Annotated in this window: 22 protein-coding genes; 11 read left to right on the top strand and 11 right to left on the bottom strand. The window is 69.1% G+C overall.

All coding sequences use genetic code 11. The features are described 5' to 3' along the window. Window positions 1–120: 120 nt before the first annotated feature. From RTL41_RS14200 to RTL41_RS14175, 6 genes are all read left to right on the top strand, one after another. On the top strand, window positions 121–1,614 hold the full coding sequence (locus tag RTL41_RS14200) for a PAS domain S-box protein (RefSeq protein ID WP_312165594.1): 1,494 nt from the start codon (window positions 121–123) through the stop codon (window positions 1,612–1,614). Beyond that, on the top strand, window positions 1,607–2,215 hold the full coding sequence (gene fixJ, locus RTL41_RS14195; protein ID WP_312165593.1) for a response regulator FixJ: 609 nt from the start codon (window positions 1,607–1,609) through the stop codon (window positions 2,213–2,215). The genes RTL41_RS14200 and fixJ overlap by 8 nt, the downstream gene beginning before the upstream one ends. 326 nt (window positions 2,216–2,541) lie before the next feature. Continuing rightward, complete coding sequence (locus RTL41_RS14190) at window positions 2,542–3,501, top strand: BadF/BadG/BcrA/BcrD ATPase family protein (RefSeq protein WP_312165591.1); 960 nt, start codon at window positions 2,542–2,544, stop codon at window positions 3,499–3,501. Then, entirely contained in the window at window positions 3,498–4,769 is a 1,272-nt protein-coding gene (locus tag RTL41_RS14185; RefSeq protein ID WP_312165588.1) for a hypothetical protein, read from the top strand. The genes RTL41_RS14190 and RTL41_RS14185 overlap by 4 nt, the downstream gene beginning before the upstream one ends. 9 nt (window positions 4,770–4,778) lie before the next feature. Next, window positions 4,779–5,609, top strand: a complete 831-nt coding sequence (locus RTL41_RS14180; protein ID WP_312165586.1) for a ChbG/HpnK family deacetylase — start codon at window positions 4,779–4,781, stop codon at window positions 5,607–5,609. After that, on the top strand, window positions 5,606–6,226 hold the full coding sequence (locus RTL41_RS14175; protein ID WP_312165585.1) for a TetR/AcrR family transcriptional regulator: 621 nt from the start codon (window positions 5,606–5,608) through the stop codon (window positions 6,224–6,226). Before RTL41_RS14180 ends, RTL41_RS14175 begins: the two co-directional genes overlap by 4 nt. Here the strand turns inward: RTL41_RS14175 and RTL41_RS14170 are convergent. The 4 genes from RTL41_RS14170 to RTL41_RS14155 form a co-directional block, all read right to left on the bottom strand. Next, complete coding sequence (locus tag RTL41_RS14170; protein WP_312165584.1) at window positions 6,223–8,217, bottom strand: OPT family oligopeptide transporter; 1,995 nt, start codon at window positions 8,215–8,217, stop codon at window positions 6,223–6,225. The genes RTL41_RS14175 and RTL41_RS14170 overlap by 4 nt on opposite strands. Window positions 8,218–8,290: 73 nt before the next feature. Next, window positions 8,291–9,502, bottom strand: coding sequence for an acyl-CoA dehydrogenase family protein (locus RTL41_RS14165; RefSeq protein ID WP_312165582.1), 1,212 nt, complete (start codon window positions 9,500–9,502; stop codon window positions 8,291–8,293). A gap of 106 nt (window positions 9,503–9,608) precedes the next feature. Next, window positions 9,609–9,968, bottom strand: a complete 360-nt coding sequence (locus RTL41_RS14160; RefSeq protein WP_312165580.1) for a DUF983 domain-containing protein — start codon at window positions 9,966–9,968, stop codon at window positions 9,609–9,611. Beyond that, on the bottom strand, window positions 9,965–10,429 hold the full coding sequence (locus tag RTL41_RS14155; RefSeq protein ID WP_312165577.1) for a hypothetical protein: 465 nt from the start codon (window positions 10,427–10,429) through the stop codon (window positions 9,965–9,967). Before RTL41_RS14155 ends, RTL41_RS14160 begins: the two co-directional genes overlap by 4 nt. A gap of 123 nt (window positions 10,430–10,552) precedes the next feature. Between RTL41_RS14155 and RTL41_RS14150 the strand changes: the two genes are divergently transcribed. The 3 genes from RTL41_RS14150 (at window position 10,553) to RTL41_RS14140 (ending at window position 12,105) form a co-directional block, all read left to right on the top strand. Then, a complete protein-coding gene (locus tag RTL41_RS14150; RefSeq protein WP_312165574.1) occupies window positions 10,553–10,960 on the top strand; it encodes a hypothetical protein in 408 nt (135 codons plus the stop codon). Between the two features lie 31 nt (window positions 10,961–10,991). Beyond that, window positions 10,992–11,243 (top strand): helix-turn-helix transcriptional regulator, encoded by a 252-nt coding sequence (locus tag RTL41_RS14145; protein ID WP_312165572.1) that lies wholly within the window; start codon window positions 10,992–10,994, stop codon window positions 11,241–11,243. A 193-nt stretch (window positions 11,244–11,436) separates the two neighbouring features. Next, the gene (locus tag RTL41_RS14140) at window positions 11,437–12,105 is read left to right on the top strand and encodes a hypothetical protein (RefSeq protein WP_312165570.1); all 669 of its coding nucleotides are present in this window, start codon (window positions 11,437–11,439) and stop codon (window positions 12,103–12,105) included. Between the two features lie 47 nt (window positions 12,106–12,152). Here RTL41_RS14140 and RTL41_RS14135 read toward each other — a convergent pair whose 3' ends face one another. The 6 genes from RTL41_RS14135 to hyfB are packed head-to-tail and all read right to left on the bottom strand — an operon-like array spanning window position 12,153 to window position 19,237. Next, entirely contained in the window at window positions 12,153–12,698 is a 546-nt protein-coding gene (locus RTL41_RS14135; RefSeq protein ID WP_312165568.1) for an NADH-quinone oxidoreductase subunit B family protein, read from the bottom strand. 4 nt (window positions 12,699–12,702) lie between these two features. Further along, window positions 12,703–14,166: a hypothetical protein gene (locus tag RTL41_RS14130; RefSeq protein WP_312165566.1), complete on the bottom strand. Its 1,464-nt coding sequence runs from the start codon at window positions 14,164–14,166 to the stop codon at window positions 12,703–12,705. A 4-nt stretch (window positions 14,167–14,170) separates the two neighbouring features. Then, on the bottom strand, window positions 14,171–15,619 hold the full coding sequence (locus RTL41_RS14125; protein WP_312165564.1) for a hydrogenase 4 subunit F: 1,449 nt from the start codon (window positions 15,617–15,619) through the stop codon (window positions 14,171–14,173). After that, window positions 15,616–16,278, bottom strand: coding sequence for a hypothetical protein (locus tag RTL41_RS14120; protein WP_312165562.1), 663 nt, complete (start codon window positions 16,276–16,278; stop codon window positions 15,616–15,618). Before RTL41_RS14120 ends, RTL41_RS14125 begins: the two co-directional genes overlap by 4 nt. Continuing rightward, entirely contained in the window at window positions 16,278–17,234 is a 957-nt protein-coding gene (locus RTL41_RS14115) for an NADH-quinone oxidoreductase subunit H (RefSeq protein WP_312165560.1), read from the bottom strand. Before RTL41_RS14115 ends, RTL41_RS14120 begins: the two co-directional genes overlap by 1 nt. Beyond that, the gene (gene hyfB, locus RTL41_RS14110) at window positions 17,225–19,237 is read right to left on the bottom strand and encodes a hydrogenase 4 subunit B (RefSeq protein ID WP_312165558.1); all 2,013 of its coding nucleotides are present in this window, start codon (window positions 19,235–19,237) and stop codon (window positions 17,225–17,227) included. The genes RTL41_RS14115 and hyfB overlap by 10 nt, the downstream gene beginning before the upstream one ends. 390 nt (window positions 19,238–19,627) lie before the next feature. Here hyfB and RTL41_RS14105 point away from each other — a divergent pair, with 390 nt between their 5' ends. Beyond that, complete coding sequence (locus RTL41_RS14105; RefSeq protein ID WP_312165556.1) at window positions 19,628–20,257, top strand: hypothetical protein; 630 nt, start codon at window positions 19,628–19,630, stop codon at window positions 20,255–20,257. A gap of 8 nt (window positions 20,258–20,265) precedes the next feature. Here RTL41_RS14105 and RTL41_RS14100 read toward each other — a convergent pair whose 3' ends face one another. Next, window positions 20,266–21,213, bottom strand: coding sequence for a LysR family transcriptional regulator (locus tag RTL41_RS14100; RefSeq protein WP_312165554.1), 948 nt, complete (start codon window positions 21,211–21,213; stop codon window positions 20,266–20,268). A 91-nt stretch (window positions 21,214–21,304) separates the two neighbouring features. Between RTL41_RS14100 and RTL41_RS14095 the strand changes: the two genes are divergently transcribed. After that, window positions 21,305–21,907 carry a glutathione S-transferase gene (locus RTL41_RS14095; RefSeq protein ID WP_312165553.1) on the top strand — a complete coding sequence of 201 codons (603 nt, stop codon included), beginning with the start codon at window positions 21,305–21,307 and terminating at the stop codon, window positions 21,905–21,907. Window positions 21,908–21,925 lie beyond the last annotated feature (18 nt).

Raw genomic sequence — 21,925 nt, 5'->3', positions numbered from 1 at the left:
GGCTCCTGCTCCGATGATGACGAACAGGTAGCCGCATGCGCCCTTGCACAGAATCCGTGTCTTCCTCTTAAGGGGTATCCCCTAGCTTCCGCAGGCCGCCCGATACGGTATCGGGCTGGCGTGCGGCCAACGAAGGAAAGCCAGGTCCTGTCGAACGGATCTTCCAACGTCTGGGTCGGTGCAGCCATCGCCATTCTGGCGACGCTGGCCGGGGTGGCCGCGCACGCGCTGCTGGCGCCGGTGGTCGGCGACCGCGTCGCCTTCCTGGTGTTCGTGCCGGCGGTGGTGCTGGCCTCGGCCCATTCGGGCCTGGTCCCCGGGGCGCTGGCGGCGATGCTGGGCGTGTGGTGCGGCCTGTTCCTGGCCCAGAGGCTCGGCCCTGTCGGCCCTGCGGACATCGCCAGCGCCGTCGTCTTCGCGGGCGTCGCCGCGGCCATCGTGGTCGGCGGCGAGTCGTTCCGGCGCTCGCGGCGCGAGGCGGCGGCGGTGAACCGCGACCTGGCGGCCCGCGAGGCGCATCTGAGCTCCATCCTCGACACCGTCCCCGACGCGATGATCGTCATCGACGAGCAGGGGATCATGCAGTCCTTCTCCAGCGCCGCCGAGCGGGTGTTCGGCTGGACCGCGGCCGAGGCGATCGGGCGCAACGTCAACACGCTGATGCCGCAGCCGCACAAGGAGGCGCACGACGGCTACCTCGAGCGCTACTACCGCACCCACGAGCGGCGGATCATCGGGGTCGGCCGCGTCGTGGTCGGCCTGCGCAAGGACGGCTCGACCTTTCCGATGGAGCTGTCGGTCGGCGAGATGCGGACCGCCGACGGCCGCTTCTTCACCGGCTTCGCCCGCGACCTGACCGAACGCGAGCGCACCGAGGCGCGGCTCAAGGAGCTGCAGTCCGAGCTGGTGCACATCTCGCGCCTGACCGCGCTGGGCGAGATGGCCTCGGCCCTGGCGCACGAACTGAACCAGCCGCTGTCGGCCATCGCCAACTACCTGCGCGGCTCGGTGCGGCTGCTGGCCGCCGAGCCGATCCCGCGCGAACGGCTCAGCGAGGCGCTGGACAAGGCCAATGAACAGACGCTGCGCGCCGGCCAGATCATCCGCCGGCTGCGCGACTTCGTGGCCCGCGGCGAGACCGAGCGGCGGGTGGAGAGCCTGCCCAAGCTGATCGAGGAGGCAGGGGCCCTGGCCCTGGTCGGGGCCAAGGAACATGGCGTGCGCGTCGCCTTCGACCTGGACCCGACGGTCAAGCTGGTGCTGGCCGACAAGGTTCAGGTCCAGCAGGTGATCCTCAACCTGATCCGCAATGCGATCGACGCCATGGAGGACGTCTCGCGGCGCGAACTGCGCATCGTCAGCCGCCCGGCCGAGGATCACCTGGCCCAGGTGACGGTCTCCGACACCGGCCCCGGGATCAGTCCGGAGGTCGCCGACCAGCTCTTCCAGCCCTTCATCACCACCAAGCGGAGCGGCATGGGGGTCGGGCTCTCGATCTCGCGCACGATCGTCGAGGCGCACGGCGGTCGTATATGGGTGGAGACGACGCCCGGCGGCGGCGCCACCTTCCATTTCACCCTGCGCAGCGTTGCGGACGAGGAACTCGATGGCTGACGAACTGGTGCATGTGATCGACGACGATCCGGCGGTTCGCGATTCTCTGGCCTTCCTGCTGGAGACGGCGGACCTGCGGGCGCGCACCTACGACTCGGCGGTCGCCTTCCTGGAGGCCCTGCCCGAGGTGACGGGCGGCTGCGTCGTCACCGACGTGCGCATGCCCGAGATGACCGGCATCGAACTGGTCCGCCGCCTGAAGGGGCAGGGGTTCCGGTTGCCCATCGTGATGATCACCGGCCACGCCGACGTGCCGCTGGCGGTCGAGGCGATGAAGGCCGGGGTCGCCGACTTCATCGAAAAGCCGTTCGACGACGAGGTGCTGCTGGCGGCGATCACTGCGGCGCTGCGCGATGGCGAAAAGGACCGTCAGGGCGCGGCCGAGGCGGCCGAGATCGCGGCGCGCATGGCCTCGCTGTCGGGCCGCGAAGGCGAGGTGCTCGAAGGTCTGGTGGCGGGCCACGCCAACAAGGTGATCGCCTTCGACCTGGGGATCAGCCCGCGCACCGTCGAGATCTATCGCGCCAACGTCATGACCAAGATGAAGGCCGCCAGCCTCTCGGAACTGGTGCGGATGGCCATGCTGGCGCAGCGGGCCTAGCGGTCCTTGGGGGCCATGGCGCACCAGATCGACACCGCGCCCAGGCTCAGCGCAAAGGCCGAGAACGCGACGACGACCAGGGCCAGGTAGATGGTTTCGAACGACATGGTGGGCTCCCTTCCGATGGATCTCACGGTGCCGCCAGCAGGCCCTCCGGAACATTCGTGAGTGCTCCTTAAGGGCTTTTACGGACCCGCCTGGATGGCGAACTCAACCCCCCTGGCCCAGCGGCGCAGGGCGCTTTCCTTTTGTCCGTTGCAAAGATCCCTAGTGATCCCTAGTGATCGCTAGGGAAAAACCAAGCAAGCACTAGGAAACGGGCGGAAGTGAGCGGGCGTCTGCTGATTGGGCTGGACAGCGGGGGCGCCAAGACCGCCGCCGCGCTCTGCGACGGAGAGGGCAGGGTGCTGGCGCGGGCGCGCGATCGCGGCGCGGCGATCGTCGGCCTGCCGGACGCGCGCTTCTTCGAGGTGGTCGGCGGGGTGCTGGGCCGCCTCGGCGCCGAGGCTGGCGTCGACCTGGCCCGGGTCGAGCGCGTCGCCATCGGGCTTTCCGGCGTCGACTATCCCGACGAGCAGGCCCGCCAGCACGCGCAGATCGCCCAGCGCCTGGGCCTGGAGGAGCGCCTCGACCTGGTCAATGACGGCCTGGTGGCCTTGTGGGGCGTCTCGCCGACCCGGCGCGCGGCCCTGGTGCAGCACGGCAGCGGGATCACCACCGCCTATCGCGACGACTATGGCCGCGAGGCGATCTACGACAGCCTGGACGTCGCCGAGGTCTACGACATCCGCCGGGCCGCCTTCGCCCGGACGGCGCGGATGATCGACGGCCGCGCCGAACCCACCAGCCTGCGCGAGCGGGTGCTGGCCCATTGCGGGGTCGCCGCGGAGGACTTCGCCGAGTGGGCGTTCCGCCATCCCAAGGTCGCGGCGGCCAGGCGGCTTGCGGTGGCCGGCGTGGTCTTCGCGGCGCGGAGCGACGGCGACGCCGCCGCGGCCGAGATGATCCAGGCCGCGGCCGCCGACTACGTGCTGGCCGTGCGGGCGATGAGCGCGCGCCTTGAGGGACCGTTCGAGGCCGCGTTCGGCGGCGGCGTCATCGCCCAGGGCGGGGCGGCCTTTCAGGCGGTGATCGGCGAGCGCCTGGCCCGCGAGGTCCCGCAGGCGCGCCTGACGCCGGTCGCCCTGCCGCCGGAGTTCGGCGCGGCGCTGCTCGCCGCCCACGGCTGCGGCCTCGACCCCGAACGACTGTTCGCCAACCTCGCGTCCCTGGAGAGCGCCCCATGAAGCCCGTCGTCCTTTGCATCGTCGGCGCCGGCGGCAGCTATACGCCCGAGATCGTCGAGGGGGTGCTGGAGCGCCAGGGCCTGACCGTCGCGCAGATCAGCCTGACCGACACCGACCCGGACCGCCTGGCCGTCATGGCCGGGCTGACGCGCCGGATGATCGCCGCCAAGGGCGCCAGGATCGCGGTCCGCGAGAGCGCCGATCTCGCCGCCGCCGTCGCCGGCGCCGACTTCGTGGTCACCCAGATCCGGGTCGGCGGCATGGCCGCGCGCCAGATCGACGAGACCATCCCGCTCCGCTACGGCGTCATCGGCCAGGAGACGACCGGCCCCGGCGGCATGTTCAAGGCCCTGCGGACCATCCCGGTGATGATCGACATCGCCCGCACCATCGCGGCGATCGCGCCGAACGCCTTCATCCTCAACTACACCAACCCCAGCGGCGTCGTGACCGAGGCGGTGCTGAACCACACCGACGCCAGGCTGCTGGGGCTCTGCTCCTCGATCCCGCTGCTGCAGCACCGCCTGCGCCGCCAGCTCGCCGAGGCGTTCGGCGCGGTCGAGATCGCCAGCGTCGGCCTCAACCACCTGGGCTTCATCCACCAGATCACCGCCGGCGGCGAGGACGTCACCCGCGCCGCCATCGCCCATCTGAACGAGCGCTATGGCGGCGGCGACGGCATGTTCGCCTCGGCCCTGAAGATCGCGCCGCTGCTGGGGGCCATCCCGGTCGAGAAGTACGGCGACCTCTACTTCCATCGCCGCGCCGAATACGAGGCCATGGCCCTGGCCGAGCGCACCCGCGCCCAGGCGGTGATGGACATCGAGGCCGAGGTCCTGGCCGAGGCGGCCGACCCCGCGGTGCAGGCCAAGCCGCCGGCCCTGACCCGGCGTGGCGGGGAGGGCTATAGCGGCGTCACCTTCGACACCCTCGACGCCATCCTCAACGACCGCGGCGCGAGGATCGTGATGAGCGCGCTCAACAACGGCGCGGTCATCGGCCTGCCCGACAACGTGGCCGTCGAGACCGTCTGCCATGTCGACGCCTCCGGCGCGCGGACCCTGCCGGTGGGCGAGATCCCGCTGGCCTATCGCGGCCTGGTCCAGGCGGTGAAGGCGCACGAGACCCTGACGGTCCAGGCGGCGGTGACCCGCAGCCGCGATGTGGCGCTGCAGGCCCTGCTGGCCCATCCTCTGGTCGGCGACATCGACGTCGCCGAGCCGATGCTGGACGATCTGCTGGCCGCCCACGGCCTCGACTATCAGTAAGGGGGAGAGATGAGCCTCGTCGAACGCCTGGGCCATGGCCCGCAGGACCGCCTGCTGATCGTCAACTGCGACGACGTCGGGTCCAGCCACGCGGCCAACCTGGCCTGCCTGGAGGCGATGACCTCGGGCCTGGCCACCAGCGGCACCCTGATGGTCCCCTGCGCCTGGGCGCGCGAAGCGGTCGACCTGTTCGCCGGGCTCGACCTTGGCGTCCACCTGACCCTGACGGCGGAATATCCCGGCTATCGCTGGCGCTCGCTGACCGGGGCCGCCTCCCTGCATGACGCCGACGGCTTCATGCCCTCCAGCGTCGCCGAGGTCTCGGCCCGCGCCACGCCGGCGGACGTGCGCGCCGAGTGCCGCGCCCAGATCGAGCAGGCCCTGGCCTGGGGTGTCGACGTCACCCACCTGGACTCGCACATGGGGACCAACCAGATCGATCCCCGCTATTTCGAGATCTATGTCGAGCTGGCCGCCGAGTTCGACCTGCCGCTGCGCATGCTCGGCCCGGGGCTAGACGCGCTTCTCGGCTTTGCGGGCCGCGACCGGGCCGCCGCCGCGGGCCTGGTCTTCAATGACGAGTTCGTCTCGCAATGGGGCCGTCCGACCGACGACCTGCTGCGCTCGGCCCTGCCCAAACTCGGTCCCGGCGTGGCCGAGGTGAACCTGCACCCGGTCCTGGATGGTCCGGAGCTGCGCGGCTACGACAGGAAGGAGCCCGACATCCGGGTCGGCGACTACGCCGTGGCCATGGACCGCGGCATGGCGGCGTTCATCGCCGGGCAGGGCTTCAAGCCGATCAGCTTCCGTCCCCTGCGCGACCTGCAGCGCGCGCCATGAGCCAGCCCGTGACCAACGCCCCGGGAACCCGGCAGTCCAGGGGACGGGCGCGGCGGGCCGCGGTGCTGGAAGCGGCCCGCGGGCTGTTCGCCAAACAGGGCTTCAAGGGTTCGAGCCTGGCGGCCATCGCCCAGGAAGCCGGCATCACGGACGCCGGGCTGCTCTATCATTTCCCGACCAAGAACGACCTGCTGCTGGCGGTGGTCGCGCAGGGCGACCGCGAGCAGGACGAGGCCCTGGCCAAGGTCCGCGACGTCCAGGGTCTGCCGCTGCTGCGGCGGATGGCCGAGTTCGGGGCCGACCTGGAGGCCGATCCGATCCTCACCGCCCTGGACGTGACCCTGTCGGCGGAGAACCTCTCCGGGGCCTCGGAGATCAACCGGTACTTCGTCGGCCGCTACGAGCGCTTCCGCGCCATGCTGGCCCAGGCCTTCGAGGAGGCGCGCCGCGCCGGCGACCTGACCGGCGACTTCGATCCGGCGATCGAGGCGGCCAACATGACCGCGGTGCTGGACGGGCTGCGCCTGCAATGGCTGCTCAGCGACGGGGCGGTGTCCATGGCCGAGGGCATGCGCGCCTATGTCGGCGGCGTCATCGCCCGGCTGTCGCCGCGCTAGACCGGCTCCCCGGGCGGGAGCCTGCGGGCGGTCAGTTCGGTGCGCAGGTAGAGGCCCAGGATGATCAGGGCGGTCACGCCCGCGCCCGCCCACATGGTCTGTTCGGGGAAGGCGGCCGGGGCCAGCGCGATCGGCGAGGGGTTGTTGGTCGCCACGATCAGGCCGGCCAGGGCGACGTTGAACAGGCTCTCGCCGACGATGAAGCCCGAGGCGAGCAGCACGCCCAGGCGCTGGGCGGCCTCGCCGTGCGGCTTCTTCGCGACCCAGCGGTCGTAGGTCCAGCCGACCACCGCGCCCAGCACCACGGGCAGGGTCACGGCCGCGGGCAGGTAGATGGCGATGCCCACGCCCAGCGGCGGCAGGCTGTACTTGCGGGTCCGCCGCAGCAGCTCGTCGACGATCACCAGCGCCACGCCCAGCGCGACCCCGACGCCGATGTAGCGCCACGGCAGGTCGCCCTGGATCACGCCCTTGGCCAGGGTCGAGATCAGCACCGCCTGGGGCGCGGCCAGCGGCTGGTCCGAAATGGTGTGGAGGTTCGGGGCGCCGGCGAAGCCGAAGGCCCTGTTGAGGATGTCGAGGATCGGCGGGATCACGCAGGCCCCGGCCACCACCCCGACGATCAGCGCCACCTGTTGCTTCCACGGCGTCGCGCGGACGAGCTGGCCGGTCTTCAGGTCCTGCAGGTTGTCGTTGGCGATGGTCGCGACATTGAGCAGGACCGCGGTGACGAAGAGGGCGTAGGCGACCAGGGCGGCGTGGCCGGTCGGCCCGACCGTGTTCGCGGCCAGCAGCACCAGCAGCAGCGAGGCGCCCAGCACCGAGAGGATGGCCAGGCCTGAGACCGGGCTGTTCGACGAGCCGATCAGGCCGGCCATGTAGCCGCACACCGCCGCGACCAGGAAGCCGGCGACCACGACGTAGAGCACGCCGCCGGCGACCAGCGGCCACAGCACGCTCTCCAGCGGCCCGGCGGCCAGGAAGCTGTTGAAGAGGACGGCCAGCGGCAGAAGGCTGCCCAGCAGCACCGCGCCGACGATCCAGATCGGGATGTCGCGTTCGGTCAGCGGCAGGTCCGCGCCCTGGCCGGCGGCGCGCAGGCTGGAGGCCCGCACCGCGCCGGCCAGCCCGACCCAGACCGGCCCGGCCAGCTTGGCCAGGGTCCAGATCGCCGCCGCGCCGATCGCGCCGGCGCCGATGAAGCGGACATTGGGGGCCCAGGCGCTCTGCGCGATCTCGGCCGCCGTCCCGCTCGCGGCGGGGTTCAGGTGCGTCAGGATCGGCACCGCCACGCCCCAGGCGATGATCGTGCCGACCAGCATGGCGACGCCCACCGCCACGCCCATCAGGTGCCCGGCTCCGATCAGGGCCAGTTGCAGGCCGCCCGCCAGGCCGGTGGCGGTGGTGGGCGTGGGGCGGAACCAGTAGGCGATCTCGCCGGCCAGGACCCGCATGCCGACGCCGGCCGCGACCAGCGCCGAGCCCAGCGATCCGACGACGACGGCCCAGAGCCCGGCCTTGGCCTCGGCGCCGCCGGCCAAATCCCGCGAGCTGGACCCGACCTTCAGCACCTCGGCGGCGGCGCGGCCTTCGGGGTAGGGCAGGTCGGAATTGGTCACCAGCGCCCGGCGCAGGGGGATGGTGTACATCACCCCCAGGACCCCGCCGATCACGCAGATCCAGAACGAGGTCCAGAACGGAAAGCCCGTCCACCAGCCGACCATCACCAGGCCGGGCAGGACGAAGATGATCGACGACAGCGTGCCGGCCGCCGACGCCACCGTCTGGACGATGTTGTTCTCCCAGATGGTCGAGGTCTTCAGCCCCCGCAGGATCACCATCGAGATCACCGCCGCCGGGATCGAGGAGGCGAAGGTCAGCCCGACCCGCAGCCCCAGATAGACGTTGGCGGCCGTGAACACGACCGTGATCAGGCACCCCAGCGCCAGGCCGCGCAGGGTGAGCTCGACTCGCTTGGCGCCCGCGTCCATTCCCGATTCCCCCGGTTCGGCGGCCCTCTATTCCGGATCAGTTGTGGCCGATCCCGGGGGCGCCCGCCAGGGCTCAGCTCGACTGGGTGTTGTCGGGCAGGCCGAGGATGCGCTTGGAGATGATGTTGTTCTGGATTTCGGCCGAGCCGCCGTAGATCGACATCGCCTTGCCGCCGAGCCAGCTACGCACCGCGTCGATCTCGTCGCCGGCGAAGGCCTCGCCCTCCCAGCCCAGGCCCTGGTGGCCCATGATCTCCAGCGTCAGTTCGGCGCGGGTCTGGGCGACGTGGGTGGCCGAGTTCTTGAGGATCGAGGCGGCGTTGGTCGCGCCCGACGCGCCCTTCGATTCCGCCGCCGCCCGCGCCAGGGTCAGGCGGTGGACCTGGGCGTCCATCAGGTGCTGGGTGAGGCGGGTGCGCAGGTCGCGGTCGGCGATGCGGCCTTGCGCGTCCAGCTCCAGGTAGCGCTTGGCGATCTCGTGCATCGGCGTGGCGCGCGGCCCGTTGGCGGCGCCGGTCTGGCTGGCGCGTTCGTGCTGCAACAGCCGCTTGCCCACCGTCCAGCCGACGTTCAGCTCGCCCAGCACCGCGTCCTTCTCGGCCCGCGCGTCGGTGAAGAAGGTCTCGCAGAACGGCGAGGCGCCGGCGATCAGCGCGATCGGCCGCGTCTCGATGGCCGGCTGGTGCATGTCGATCAGCATGAAGGTGATGCCGTCATGCTTCCTGGCCTTCGGGTCGGTCCGCACCAGGCAGCCGCACCAGTCGGAGTATTGGGCGCCCGAAGTCCACGTCTTTTGGCCGGTGATCACCCAGTGGTCGCCGGCGTCTACCGCCCGGGTCTGCAGGGAGGCCAGGTCCGACCCGGCGTTGGGCTCGGAGTAGCCGACGCACCAGCGCACGTCGCCGCGGACGATCGGCGGGATGTGCCTGCGCTTCTGCTCCTCGGTCCCGTAGTCGAGGATCGTCGGGCCGATCATCGTCACGCCCATGCCGAAGGTCAGCGGATTGAACGCGCCGATCTTGGCCATTTCCTGGCCCAGCACGCGGGCCTGCTGGCCGCTCAGGCCGCCGCCGCCGTATTCCGCCGGCCAGGTCGGCGTGCCCCAGCCCTTCTCGCCCATGCGGGTCTTCCAGAGCAGGACGTCGCCCTCCGCCGGCGCGCCGTCCATCAGGGCCGCGGCGACGCCCGGCTTGCCGCGCAGCGAGGCCGGGAAGTTCGCCTCCAGCCACGCGCGGGCCTCCGCGCGGAAATCCTCGAGCCCAAGGTCGCTTCCGAAATCCGCCATGTCCGTTCCTCCGCTATTGGCGGACAAACTATTGGCTGCCGCGCGCGCGGCAAGGCGCCCGTCGCGTAAGCCTGCGGCCTAAATTGCAGGGAGGCCCTGGCGCAGCTTAGTCGCCATGGCGCGCTTCGGCGGCTCGGTTATGGAACTGCAGGGCGATGAGAACGGCCTTGAAGGGCCGAAGCGCGGCCAGGGTCAGCAGCCCCATTCCAGGTAGCCAGAGCAGGAACTGCAGCCATACCGGCGGATGAAAGCTGAACTCGACGAACAGCATCCCGAAGCAGCCGATGGCCCCCACGACAAGCAGGATGAAGACCACCGGCCCATCGCCGGAATCGGCCTGCGAAAGGTCGGCGGCGCAGGCCTCGCACGTGGCGCGGACCTTCAGGTACCCGGAAAACAGCGGGGCCTCTCCGCAGTTCGGGCAACGGCAGCGGAGGCCCGCCAGCATGGCGTCGGACACGTTCATGCGACGGGCCGGGGCGAGGTCGCATGCGCCTGCCGGTAAAGCCCCTGCAGCGTGCTCCGCAACGCGGGCTTGGCGACGACAAGACGAATGAAGCGCGAGAGCCTGCCGGGCGTGAAGGGCCTGGCCAGCACATGGGATCCAGGCGGGGGCGCGCCGCTGGGGCTGCGGGTGAACACGATGTCGGTCCGGGGCGCGGCGGCCCTGGCTCGGCAGGCGAGTTCGTGATCGGGCAGGCCGTCGCCCTCGGGCGTGATCACCAGGATCGCCGGGCGTCCGCCATCGGACACCGCCGCCAGGGCCTCGGCGCTCCTGGCGAACTCGATGACGTTCATCCCGTCGGCGCGCAGGCCTTGGGCCATGGCGCTGCGATGCCCGACGTCGCGTTCGACGACGAAGACCGTGGGGATGTCGGCGATGTGGGGCGCGTAGGCTGGGTTCGCGCGCGGTAGGGCTGGTTTCATATTGATCGAATGATGCATCAAACATCAAAAAGCCAATAGGAAAAATCCATAGGTTGGTTTAATTGCGCTCGCGTGCATGGCGGCGATCAGGGTCCGCGATGGCGCTACCCGAAGGAGAACCGAATGGGCGTGACCGGGAATCTCGCCGCGTTGCGGCAGGGCGTTCGTCCGCTCGAGGGCGAGGTCATGATCGAAGGTTGGGCGGCTGAGCGCGTCCGCGGCGAGGAGTGCGTCTGCGGCCTGGTGCTGGTGACCAACTGGCGGATCATGTTCATCGACGCCCAGGGCGGGCTCAGCGCCTTGCCGATCTTCAAGATCGACTACGCAGAGCATCGCTCCCCGACCTGCGTCGTACTCTCGACATGGTACGACCGCATGCACCTGTCCTTCGACAGCCCGGCCGCTTTGGGCGCGGTCGCGAATCTTCTTCGGCAGGACCCCTGCTGGGGCGCAGCGGAGTTTGATCTTGCGCGTGATCCCGCCGGCGACGCCCTGAAGGCTCGCAACTTGCTACCCGCGATCGCGTCTTGATGATGCTCAGGGCATCATTATAGATAGCAGAATGATCACTGGATCGCAGATGAAAGCCGCGCGGGCCCTTCTTGGCATCGACCAGAAGGAACTGGCGCGCCTGTCCGGAGTCTCGTTGCCGACCATCCAGCGGATGGAAGCCAGCGACGGGATCGTTCGCGCAGTCGTAGACAGCCTGGAAAAGGTCGTCAACGCGATCAATGAGGCCGGCGTCGAACTGATCGCCAGCGGGGCGCGTAGCGAGGGCGCCGGTCGTGGCGTGAGGCTGCTCGAACGAAGATAGCGCCGATCGTGCAGGAATGATGTTTAAGGCATCATGCGTGGGGTTTAGGTTATCGACCTGGATGTGTTCGTCATGCTATGCGCCGGGACATGCACGGTCCTGGCCTGGCTTCATCGACATCGCTCGCCGGCCGAGGTGACGGCCGGTCGGCGGCTCCTTGCCGATCCCGCTTCGCCCCTGGCCCGGACGGCCGATGATCGTGCTGGCCACCCACGACGACGGCGAACGCCGCCTTCGGGTTATCGAGCTGCAGCACGATGGATCCCGCGCCTATGTCGAGGGGGATGCGCTCTACACGCATATCGATCGGGACGGTGAAAACCTCCTGGCCTATGTCGAGACCATGCGCGGCGCCCTCGCGGCTTCGGCGCGGGTTCTGTTGCTCGGAACCGCTGGCGGAGCGCTGGCCACCGCGCTGAGCCGCCGGGGAGCCGAGGTGACCGCGGTCGATGATATGGCCTGGGCCTTCACGGCCGCCAGGCGTTGGTTCCATCTCCCCAGCCGGATCGAGTGCGTCCACGCCGACGCGCGGGCCTTCCTGCGAGGCGGCAGGCGCCGCTGGAACGGCGTCGCGGTCGACCTGTTCCGCGGCATGGAGATACCCGATCAGTTCATGACCTCGGAGTTCGGCGACCTGCTGCTTGGCGCGCTCGAGCCCGGGGGCGTCGTCGTCTGGAACGTGGCTGACGCGCCCTTTTCCTGGACCGCCGCCTGGGTGGGCCGCGCGATGAGGCGGATCGGCCTTGTCCCGGAGATGATCCAGGTGACCAACGACGAGTACAGCAACACGGTGGTGGTCTGCCGGGCGCCTGGGCGGGCGGCGGGTCCTGCGCGCCGTCTGGGCGTTCAGCTTCTAAAGTGATGTGGCGGGCGCGCGGCGCTCGGGCTCGACGGGGCGATCCGATGGTCTCACCGCGACCGGCGCGCCTCGGAGCCGTTGCTCTCCAGAAGACTGACAAGGCCCGCAAGCAGTTGAGCGGGCGGCGGGGGGCATCCCGGGATATGCAGATCGACCGGAATGACTCCCTCCAGCGCCCCAAGACAGGCGTAGCTCTGGGCGAACAGGCCGCCGGTGCAGGCGCAATCGCCCGCGGCCACCACCCACTTGGGATCCGGCGTCGCCTGCCACGTCCGCTCGAGCGCTTCTCGCATGTTCCGGGTGACCGGCCCGGTGACCAGCAGCACATCGGCGTGCCGCGGCGAGGCGACGAAGCGGAGCCCGAAGCGCTCCAGATCGTAAAAGGCGTTGCCGAGCGCGTTGATCTCGAGCTCGCAGCCGTTGCAGGAGCCGGCGTCGATCTCGCGTATGGACAGGCTGCGCCCAAGGCGGCGCCTGGCGGCGCGGTCGAGCCTTGCGGCCAATGCGGCCAGCTCGGCCGTCGCGGCCGGATCGGCTGAGGGGCCCGGCTCGGTCAGGGCCGACTGGACAAGTCCTTGCAGGAACAGATTGCGCATGGGGCTACAGGTCGTGACCCGAGTAGGAGCAGTTGAACGACTTATTGCAGAGCGGGAAGTCGGCGATGATGTTGTCCTTCACGCAGGTTTCCAGCAGCGGCCACTGGAACCACGACGGGTCGCGCAGGTGGCAGGCGCCGACCCTGCCGGCGCCGTCCAGCCGCAGCCAGGCGAAGATGTCGCCGCGGAAGCCTTCGACCAGGGCCACGCCTTCCTGCGCGCCGCCGGCCGCCGCCGGCAGGTCCAGGCGAAACGATCCGGCCGGCAGGCGCGCCAGCATCTCGTCGATCATCGCCAGGCTCTGTTGGACTTCGCGGATGCGAACCCAGACCCGCGCATTGACGTCGCCTTCGGTGAAGACCGGGACCTCGAACGACAGCGCGTCATAGGGCGCATAGGGCCTCCATCGGCGCGCATCGAAGTCGCGGCCGGACGCCCGGCCGACGAAGCCGCCTGCGCCAAAGGTCCTGGCGTTCTCGGCCGATACGATCCCCGTGCCCACGGTCCGGTCCTGCAGCGAGTTGGTCTCGTCATAGATGTCGATCAGGCCCGGGAGCACGGATCGGATCTGCCGCAACGCTTCGGCGATGGCGTCTGGTCCGCCGGGGCGGATGTCCGCGGCCACGCCGCCAGGGACAATCAGGTCCATCATCAGCCTGTGCCCGAACGCGGCGGCGGCGGCCCGCAGCACCCGCTCGCGCAGGACGCCGAAATGGGCGTGGAGGATCGCGAAGGCGGCGTCGTTGCAGATGGCGCCGATGTCGCCGAGATGGTTGGCGAGGCGCTCGAGCTCGGCCATCAGTCCGCGGAGCCATTGCGCTCGTGGCGGAGCGGTGACGCCCAAGGCGACCTCGGCGGCCAGCGCGAAGGCGAGGGCGTAGGCGACGGTGCTGTCGCCCGAGATCCGCCCGGCCAATCGCGCGGCATGGTCCAGCGCCGCGCCGGCGATCAGGCTCAGGGTTCCCTTGTGGGCATAGCCAAGCCGCGCCTCCAGCCGCACGATGGTTTCGCCGTTGGCGGTGAAGCGGAAATGCCCGGGTTCGATGACGCCGGCATGGACCGGGCCGACGGGGACCTGGTGCAGCCCTTCGCCTTCGACCGGCAGGAAGGTGTAGGTCGACCCAGCCTGCGTGGACGGCTGCGCATCGCCCATCGGGTGATCGACCTCCCAGCGGCCATGGTCCAGCCAGGGGCGCAGGTCCGGCGCGCCCATGGGCCTCAGCCCGGTCAATTCGGCCAATGCGCGTTCCAGGCGGGCCGCCGGCGGATGGGCGAGGCTGAGCGCGCGATAGCCGCCGCCGGGGCAGGGCAGGCTGTGCACCGTCAAGCTCGGGCCGGTCGGCTCGCGCACCGCCACATGGACCGCTCCCGGCTCGCCCCACAGCGAGACCAGCTCCAGTTCGCCCTGCCGCAGGGCCCGGCCGATCCGCGTCCAGCCGGCGTCGTTGAGGAGCCTCGCTTCGGTCATCACCTCATCCCAACATCCTTGCCACGTGCTGGAACCACGCCACGACGGCCGGAGGCAGATAGACGCCGGCGATCAGCACGATCGCGAGATGGATCAACAGCGGCGCATAGGACGCGCTGACCTTGTGATTGGCGCCCCGGGGTTCGCCAAAGGCCACATGCTGCAGCCTCAGCACCAGGGCGCCGAACGCGACCAGCAGCCCGAACACCAGCGGGATCGCCAGCAGCGGTTCGCGCGCGAAGGTGGAGCTGACCACCAGGAACTCGCTCATGAACACGCCCATGGGCGGGATGCCGGCGATGGCCACGACCCCCAGGATCAGGCCCCAGCCCAGGGCGGGATGGGTGACGGTCAGGCCGCCCATGTCGTCCAGATCCTGCGTGCCCTTGGCCTGGGTCACGTGGCCGACCGCAAAGAAGATCGCCGACTTGGTCAGGCTGTGCATGGTCATGTGCAGCAGGCCCGCGAAGTTGGCCAGCGGCCCGCCCATGCCGAACGCGAAGGCGATGATGCCCATGTGCTCGATCGAGGAATAGGCGAACAGCCTTTTGATGTCGCCGCGGCGATAGAGCATGAAGCCGGCGAAGATCAGCGAGGTCAGGCCCATGGTGATCAGGAGCGGCCCTGGGGCGATCGCCTGGGCGTTGGCGGTCATCACCACCTTGAACCGCAGCACCGCATAGAGCGCCACATTGAGCAGCAGGCCGGACAGGACGGCCGAGATCGGCGTCGGGCCCTCGGCATGGGCGTCGGGCAGCCAGGCGTGCAGGGGCGCGAGGCCGACCTTGGTGCCATAGCCCAGGAGCAGGAAGATGAAGGCCAGGTTGAGCAGGGCCGGATCGAACCGCGCCGCGTTGGCGACCAGTTGAATCCAGGACATGGCGTTCATGCCCTCGCCGATCACCGGCTGGGCGGCGAGATAGACGAGGATGGTCCCGAACAGGGCCAGCGCGATCCCGACGCTGCCGAGGATGAAGTACTTCCAGGCCGCCTCGATGGCCTCGTGGGTGCGGTAGATGCCGACCATGACCACGGTCGTCAGGGTCGCCAGTTCGACCGCCACCCACATCACGCCGACGTTCTGCGCCGCGAGCGCCAGGCTCATGCCGAACAGCATGAACTGGTACATCGCGTGATAGAAGCGCAGGTAGACGGGCGTCAGGCGCCCCGTCTCCAGTTCGTGGCGGATATAGCTGGCGCTGAACACGCTGGTCGTGAAGCCGATGAAGGTGTTCAGCACGATGAAGACGATGTTGAGATCGTCGACGAACAGGATGTCGCTCGGCGGCGGCCGCTGCTCGATGAGCACCAGGGCCGAGAGGAACGACAGGCCGGACGCCAGGACGTTCAGCCTGGCCGAGATCTTGTAGCCCGGCAGCAGCGCCAGGATCAGCGCCGCGGCCAGCGGAATCGCCAGCACCCCGACGAGACCGACGGCGCCCAGGTCGCTCATTGGCGATCGCCCCTGAAGGTGTCGAGCGCCTGCACGTCGACGGTGTCGAACCGCTCACGGATGCGGAACAGGAAAATGCCGATGACGATGAAGGCGATCAGGATCGAGAAGGCGACGCTGATCTCGACCACGAGCGGCATGCCCCTGGCCCCGGTCGCGGCCAGCACCAGGCCGTTTTCCAGCGACATGAAGCCGACGACCTGACTGACGGCGTTGCGCCTGGTGATCATCATCAGCAGGCCCAGCAGCAGCACGGACAACGCGAACGCTAGGTCCTCGCGCGCCAGCACGCCGGACGCGGCCGTCACCGGCAGCATGACCATGATGGAGAGCGCGACCAGGCCGATGCCGACGATCATGGTCACGCCGATGCCGCCTACGGTCTCGACCTCCCGATGGATGCCCATCCGGCGGATGAGCCGGTGCAGGGCGATGGGGATCGCCACCCCCTTGAACAGCAAGGCGATGGCGGCGGTGACGTAGAGATGCGGCGCGGCCTGGATGTGCGCCTGCCAGCCGACCGCCAGGGCCAGCATCACCGCGTGCAGCGCGAAGGTGTTGAGCAGGCTGTAGAGGCGGTCCTGATAGAGCATCAGGAAGCTGACCAGCACCATCGAGCCGGCCAGCAGGTGGGCGATGTCGAAAGCGAGGCCGTCCATCAGAGACCTCGCGATACGAACAGAAGAAGAGTCGCCAGGAAGGCCATCATCAGCGCGGCGCCCAGGAACTCGGGCACGCGGAACACCCGCATCTTGGCGATGGAGGTCTCGAACAGTCCCAGCAGCACGCCCCCGACCGCGAGCTTGGCCAGATAGGCGCCCAGCCCGACCAGATAGGCGACCAGCCCCGCGCCGGGCCGGGCCATGCCGAACGGCAGGAACAGGGCGATGATCAGCGACAGGTAGAGCAGCAGCTTGAGCGCCGCGCCGATCTCGATCATCGCCAGATGCCGCCCGGAATATTCCAGCACCATGGCTTCGTGGACCATCGTCAGCTCGAGGTGGGTGGCCGGATTGTCGACCGGGATCCGTGCATTCTCCGCCAGGGCGACCAGGATCAGCGCGATCAGGGCCATGGCGAGCGAGATGCGCAGCCCGACCTGCGAGAAATCCATCACCTGGACGATCGTCGAGAGCTGGGTCGAGCGGGCCAGGAGCGAGAGGGTGAACACCACCATCAGCATCGCCGGTTCGGCCAGGGTCGCGATCATCACCTCGCGGCTGGAGCCGATGCCGCCGAAGCTCGTACCGACGTCCATGCCGGCGAGCGTCAGGTAAAACCGGGCGCTGCCCAGCAACGCGACGATGACGATGATGTCGGCCGACCAACTGAACAGCAGTCCGGAGGCGAAGGTCGGAATCAGGGCGGCGGCCACCCAGGTGGCGGCGAAGATGGCGTAGGGCGCGGCGCGGAACAGCCAAGAGGCGTTCTCGGCCACGACCGCCTCCTTGCGGATCAGGCGCAGAAGGTCGCGATAGGGCTGGAGCAGCGGCGGTCCCTGGCGGCGAAGCAGGCGCGCCTTCACCTTGCGCACGAGCCCCGTCAGCAGCGGCGCCAGCGCCAGGACCAGGATCATCTGCAGGCCCTGGGTCAGGATGTCGAGGATCACCGCCACAGGCTGATCACCACGAGCAGCAGCACCAGGAGGGCGAAGACCAGGCTCAGATACTGGCGTATGGTCAGGAACTGCAGGCCGTTCAGCCGTTCGGCCACGCTCTCGACGGCTCGGCCGATCGGGACATACAGATAGTCCCAGATCAGGTCGCGCAGCCTGACGCTGAACCGGGCCGGGCCCAGTTCGCCCGGACCAGGCATCTCAACGGTTTCCTTGGCTTGGAACACGACGGGTCCGAACACGCGCCGCAGCGGCTGTGCAAAGCTGCTGGCCGTATATTGAGTGACCGGGCGCGCATCGGGAAAGCCGCAGTCCCAGGCCGGCGCACGGCGCACGGCGCGCGAGGCGAGGGCGCGGATCGCCGAGCCGGAGACCAGGGCGGCGAAGGCGATGAAGACGAAGATGACGAGGCCGTTGTAGGAGCTGCGACCGGCCGAGATCGGGATCAGGGTGAGCCAGGGCTGCGAGGCCTGCGTCGGCAGGTGTCGTCCGGCCGTCGCGAGCTGAACCGGTCCGCTCAGAGCATCGATCAGGAGCCCGGGCAGGACGCCGCCCAGCAGGCAGGCCAGCGCCAGGACAAGCATGGTCCAGGTCTGGAACCGGTCGACTTCGACGGCCGTCTCCGCCGCGGGTGACCGGGGACGTCCGAGGAAGGCGACGCCGAAGGCCCGCACGAAGCAGACCGCGGCCAGCGCCGCGGCCAGGGCCAGCATCGCGCCGGCGGCGGGAACGAGGAACTTCAGAGTCCATTGCGGCAGGTCCGGGCTCACCAGCACCGCCTGGAACAGCAGCCATTCGGAGACGAAGCCGTTGAGCGGGGGCAGGGCGCAGATCGCCGCCGCGCCGACCAGGAATGCAAAGCTCGTGACCGGCATGCGTCGGATGAGGCCGCCGAGATTTTCGAGGCTGCGCTGCCCCGTCGCGGCCAAGACCGAACCGGCGCCGAAGAACAGCAGACTCTTGAACGTCGCATGGTTGACGGCGTGCAGCAGCGCCGCCGTCATCGCCAGGGCGGCGGCCTGGGGCATGTCGTTGGCCTTGAAGGCGAGGGCCAGCCCCAGGCCCATGAAGATGACGCCAAGATTCTCGATCGTGCTGTAGGCGAGCAGCCGCTTCAGGTCCTCCTGGATCAGCGCATAGAGCAGCCCGACGACGGCGGTGACGGCGCCGAGGGTCAGGACCGGCAGGCTCCACCACCACTGCGGCTGGCCGATCAGGTCGAAGGCGATGCGAACGAAGGCGTAGACCGCCACCTTGGTCATCACCCCGCTCATCAGGGCCGAAACATGGCTGGGCGCGGCCGGGTGGGCGAGCGGCAGCCAGGCGTGGAGAGGGATCAGGCCCGCCTTCGACCCGGCGCCGATCAAGGCCAGGATCAGGATCAATCCGGCCAGGGGATGCTGGGCCGCTCGCATGGCGTCGAAGTCGTAGTGCCCCTGCGGACCGGCCAGGAGGCCGAAGGCCAGCAGCAGCGCCAGGGCGCCGAAGCTCGCCATGACCAGATAGATGTAGCCGGCGAAGGCGACGCCCGGGGCCTTGTGGTGCGCCATCACCAAGGCCCACGACATGAGCGACATGAACTCCCACGACACCAGGAAGGTGAAGGCGTCGCCGGCGAGGATGGCCAGGCTCATGCCGGCCAGGAAGGCTGGATAGAAGGGCGTGACGCGGCCGGGCGAGGTCTCATGGCGATCGTAGCCGATCGCATAGACGCTGGCGGCGCAGCCGCCGAGATTCACGATGACCAGGAACAGCGCCGCAAGCGGATCGATCCTGAAGTGGGCGCCGATCCAGGGAACGCCGAGCGGCAGCACCACGCTCTCCACGTCGCCGGCCAGGAGCGCGGCCAGGGCCAGGCCCGCGGCGATCGCGCCGACGGCCGCGCAAAGCGGGTAGATCGGGAGCCGCCGGGGGCCGATCAGAGAGGTGACGCCTGCGACCACGCCCAGGCTGAGGAGGATGGCGTTCGCGCCCAGGATCGCTGGCAGGCCGCCGAAGATCATCGCAGCGCCTGGCCGACGCCAAGCAGCGTTCGAGCGGCTCTCGGTTCGGCAGGAATGATCATCCATCCATCTGAGCTGATATTTTTAGCATCATCAAGGTCTGACCGCCGGACGGCGCCGCGCCGAGGCGCTCTGCGAATTCTCCTGCCGCTGACACGGGAACCAGGCCTTCGAACCGCCGTGGTTCGTCAGGGAGGCCAAGCTGCGTCGTGACTTGCGATGTGGAATCCCGGTAGTGATGTCTGGAGAGATCATATTGATGGTTTGCACATCAGGATTTGTCGTCAAACGCAGTTGATCAGGGCGTCGGGCGTTTCGGTCCGGTGTTCGGGCGGTGACAGGGCAGGCAGGACGGCCGGGATGCGGTCTCCGTGACGGGGTGGCCGCGAGATGAAGATTCTGGTCGCGCGCGACGAAGACGGACGCAGGATTCGCGTTCTCGAGCGGCAACGCGACGGTTCGCGTCTCTACTTCGACGGCGGCGCGCTCTACACCCACGTCGATTCCGGCGGCAAGAACCTGCTGGGCTATGTCGCCGCCATGGAACGCGCCCTCGCCGGCGCCAAGAGCGTGCTCCTGCTGGGCACCGCCGGCGGCGCGCTCGCCACCCAGCTCAGCCGCAGCGGGGTCCGGGTGACCGCCGTCGACAATTGGCAGGCGGCCTTCGAGATCGCGCGCCGATGGTTCCACCTTCCGCCAGACGTGGAGTGCGTCCATGCCGACGCGCTGGAGTTCCTGCGGACCACGCCGCGGGCGTGGTCGGCCATCGCCGTCGACGTCTTCCATGGCGTTGAGATTCCGGAGGCCATCCTCACCAGCGACATCGGATCGCTGCTGGCGCGGGCCGTCACGCCGGGCGGGCTGGTCGTCTGGAACGTGGCCGACGGTCCCAAGTCATGGGCGGCGCAATGGATCGCGAAGGCGCTGGAGCTGGAGGGCCTGGCCCCCTCCCTGGTCTCGGTGATGCAAGGCGTCGGCAACACGCTCGTCGTTTGTCGAACCAAGGCGCGGCCAGGCTGATCGCCGCCTCAGGTTTCCGGCGTGAGATCCCGGCCCATTCCGGCCCGCGCGGCGGCGCGCCGGGGCGCCGGGGGCGGCGAGGCGCCTTGAAGGTGGGCGAGGAAGCGGTCGCGGGCCGGGTGTCGAACGGCCGGGTTCCAGGCGATGCTCAAGGTCAGCTCAGGAAAATCCGGCCCCGCATCGCGATAAACGACGCCGTCGCGATGGATGACGCGCAACGCTTCCGGGAGGATGGCGATCCCGTGTCCGGCGGCCACCAGACCGAGCATGACGTGCAATCGGCCGATCCCGCCCTCGATCACCGGGGCGTTTCCGGGCCGCGGGATTTGGACGATGGCTGCCTCGACAAGCGCGCGCGAGACGCGGCAGTCGTTCATGATGATGCGTTCGCCCGCCAGGTCGGCAGGTTGGATCGAGGCGGCGGCGGCCAGGCGATGGTACTGGTCGATCGCGATCATCATCTTCGACGTATGTACGGGCCGATGGGCCAGGTGGCCCGGCGAGCCTTGCGGCAGGAACACAAAGCCAGCTTGAACCCGACCCTCGTCGAGCGCCGGCCATTGATCGTCGGTGGCGATGTCGGCGATGGCGACGCGCACGCCGGGGTATTGGTTGCTGAAGGTGCTGATCGCCTGGGTCACGACGTCGAAGACCGCCGAGCCATCGAAACTCACCGCGAGTTCGCCCTGCGTGCCGTCGCCGACGTTTCGCGCAAACTTCGCCAGATCATCAAAATCCACCAGGATCTGCCGGGCGCGATCCAGCAGCGCGCGACCGGCCGCCGTCAGCGTCACGCCACGCCGGCTGCGATCGAACAGGAGTTCACCACACTCATCCTCGAGCCGGCGGAGTTGGCGCGAAAGCGGCGGCTGGGCGACGCCAAGCCTGCGGGCGGCGGCCTGGATGCTCCCTTCCGAAGCGATGGTTACAAACGTCCGGATGTGCTGGAGGTCCACGCCATACTCCAAGGGTATCGCTGCCTATAAGCAAGCGCATTATCGCGTATCACCCGCGCCAGCTAGATCGATCCGCAAACAGGAGGCGAACATGTTGCGGGTCCACCATCTCATCAACTCGCGGTCCCAGCGGATCATCTGGCTATTAGAAGAATTGGGCGCGCCGTACCAGGTTCTGCATTACGAGCGCGATCCATATACGGGCCGGGCTTCGCGAGAATTCAAAGCGCTTCATCCCCTCGGAAAAGCGCCGATCGTCGAAGAGGACGGTAAGATATTCGCTGAATCCGGAGCCATCATTGAGCATGTACTTCGGAAATATTCAGGTGGGCGCCTGCGCCCAGGGGACCACTCTCCCGATCGGATCGACTACGATGTCCTGTTGCATCATGCCGAGGGTTCGGCGTTCGCGTGGCTTCTGGCGTTCATCAAAAGCGACCGCTCAGCCGCCGCTGCGGAAGAGTTGCAGGCGCAGATTGCTTTCCTTTCGGGCGTCCTGGGAGATCGCAACTACTTCGTAGGCGAGGATTTCACGGCGGCGGACATACAGGTCGCCTGCTTTCTTGAGGTCGCGCGCGAGTTCGGGCAGCTCGCATCGCACGAGAACCTCAACCTGTTCTTGTCGCGCATGCATCGGCGGCCCGCCTATTTGCGGGCCGTCGAGGTCGGACGCGGCTACAATCTCGCCTGGTAGCCGCCGAACCGCTCTGGA

It is taken from the genome of Phenylobacterium sp. (assembly GCF_031984885.1).
Classification (GTDB): Bacteria; Pseudomonadota; Alphaproteobacteria; order Caulobacterales; family Caulobacteraceae; genus Phenylobacterium.
Note: the sequence above shows the minus strand (reverse complement) of the source record. Positions and strands in the feature narration are given on the sequence as shown.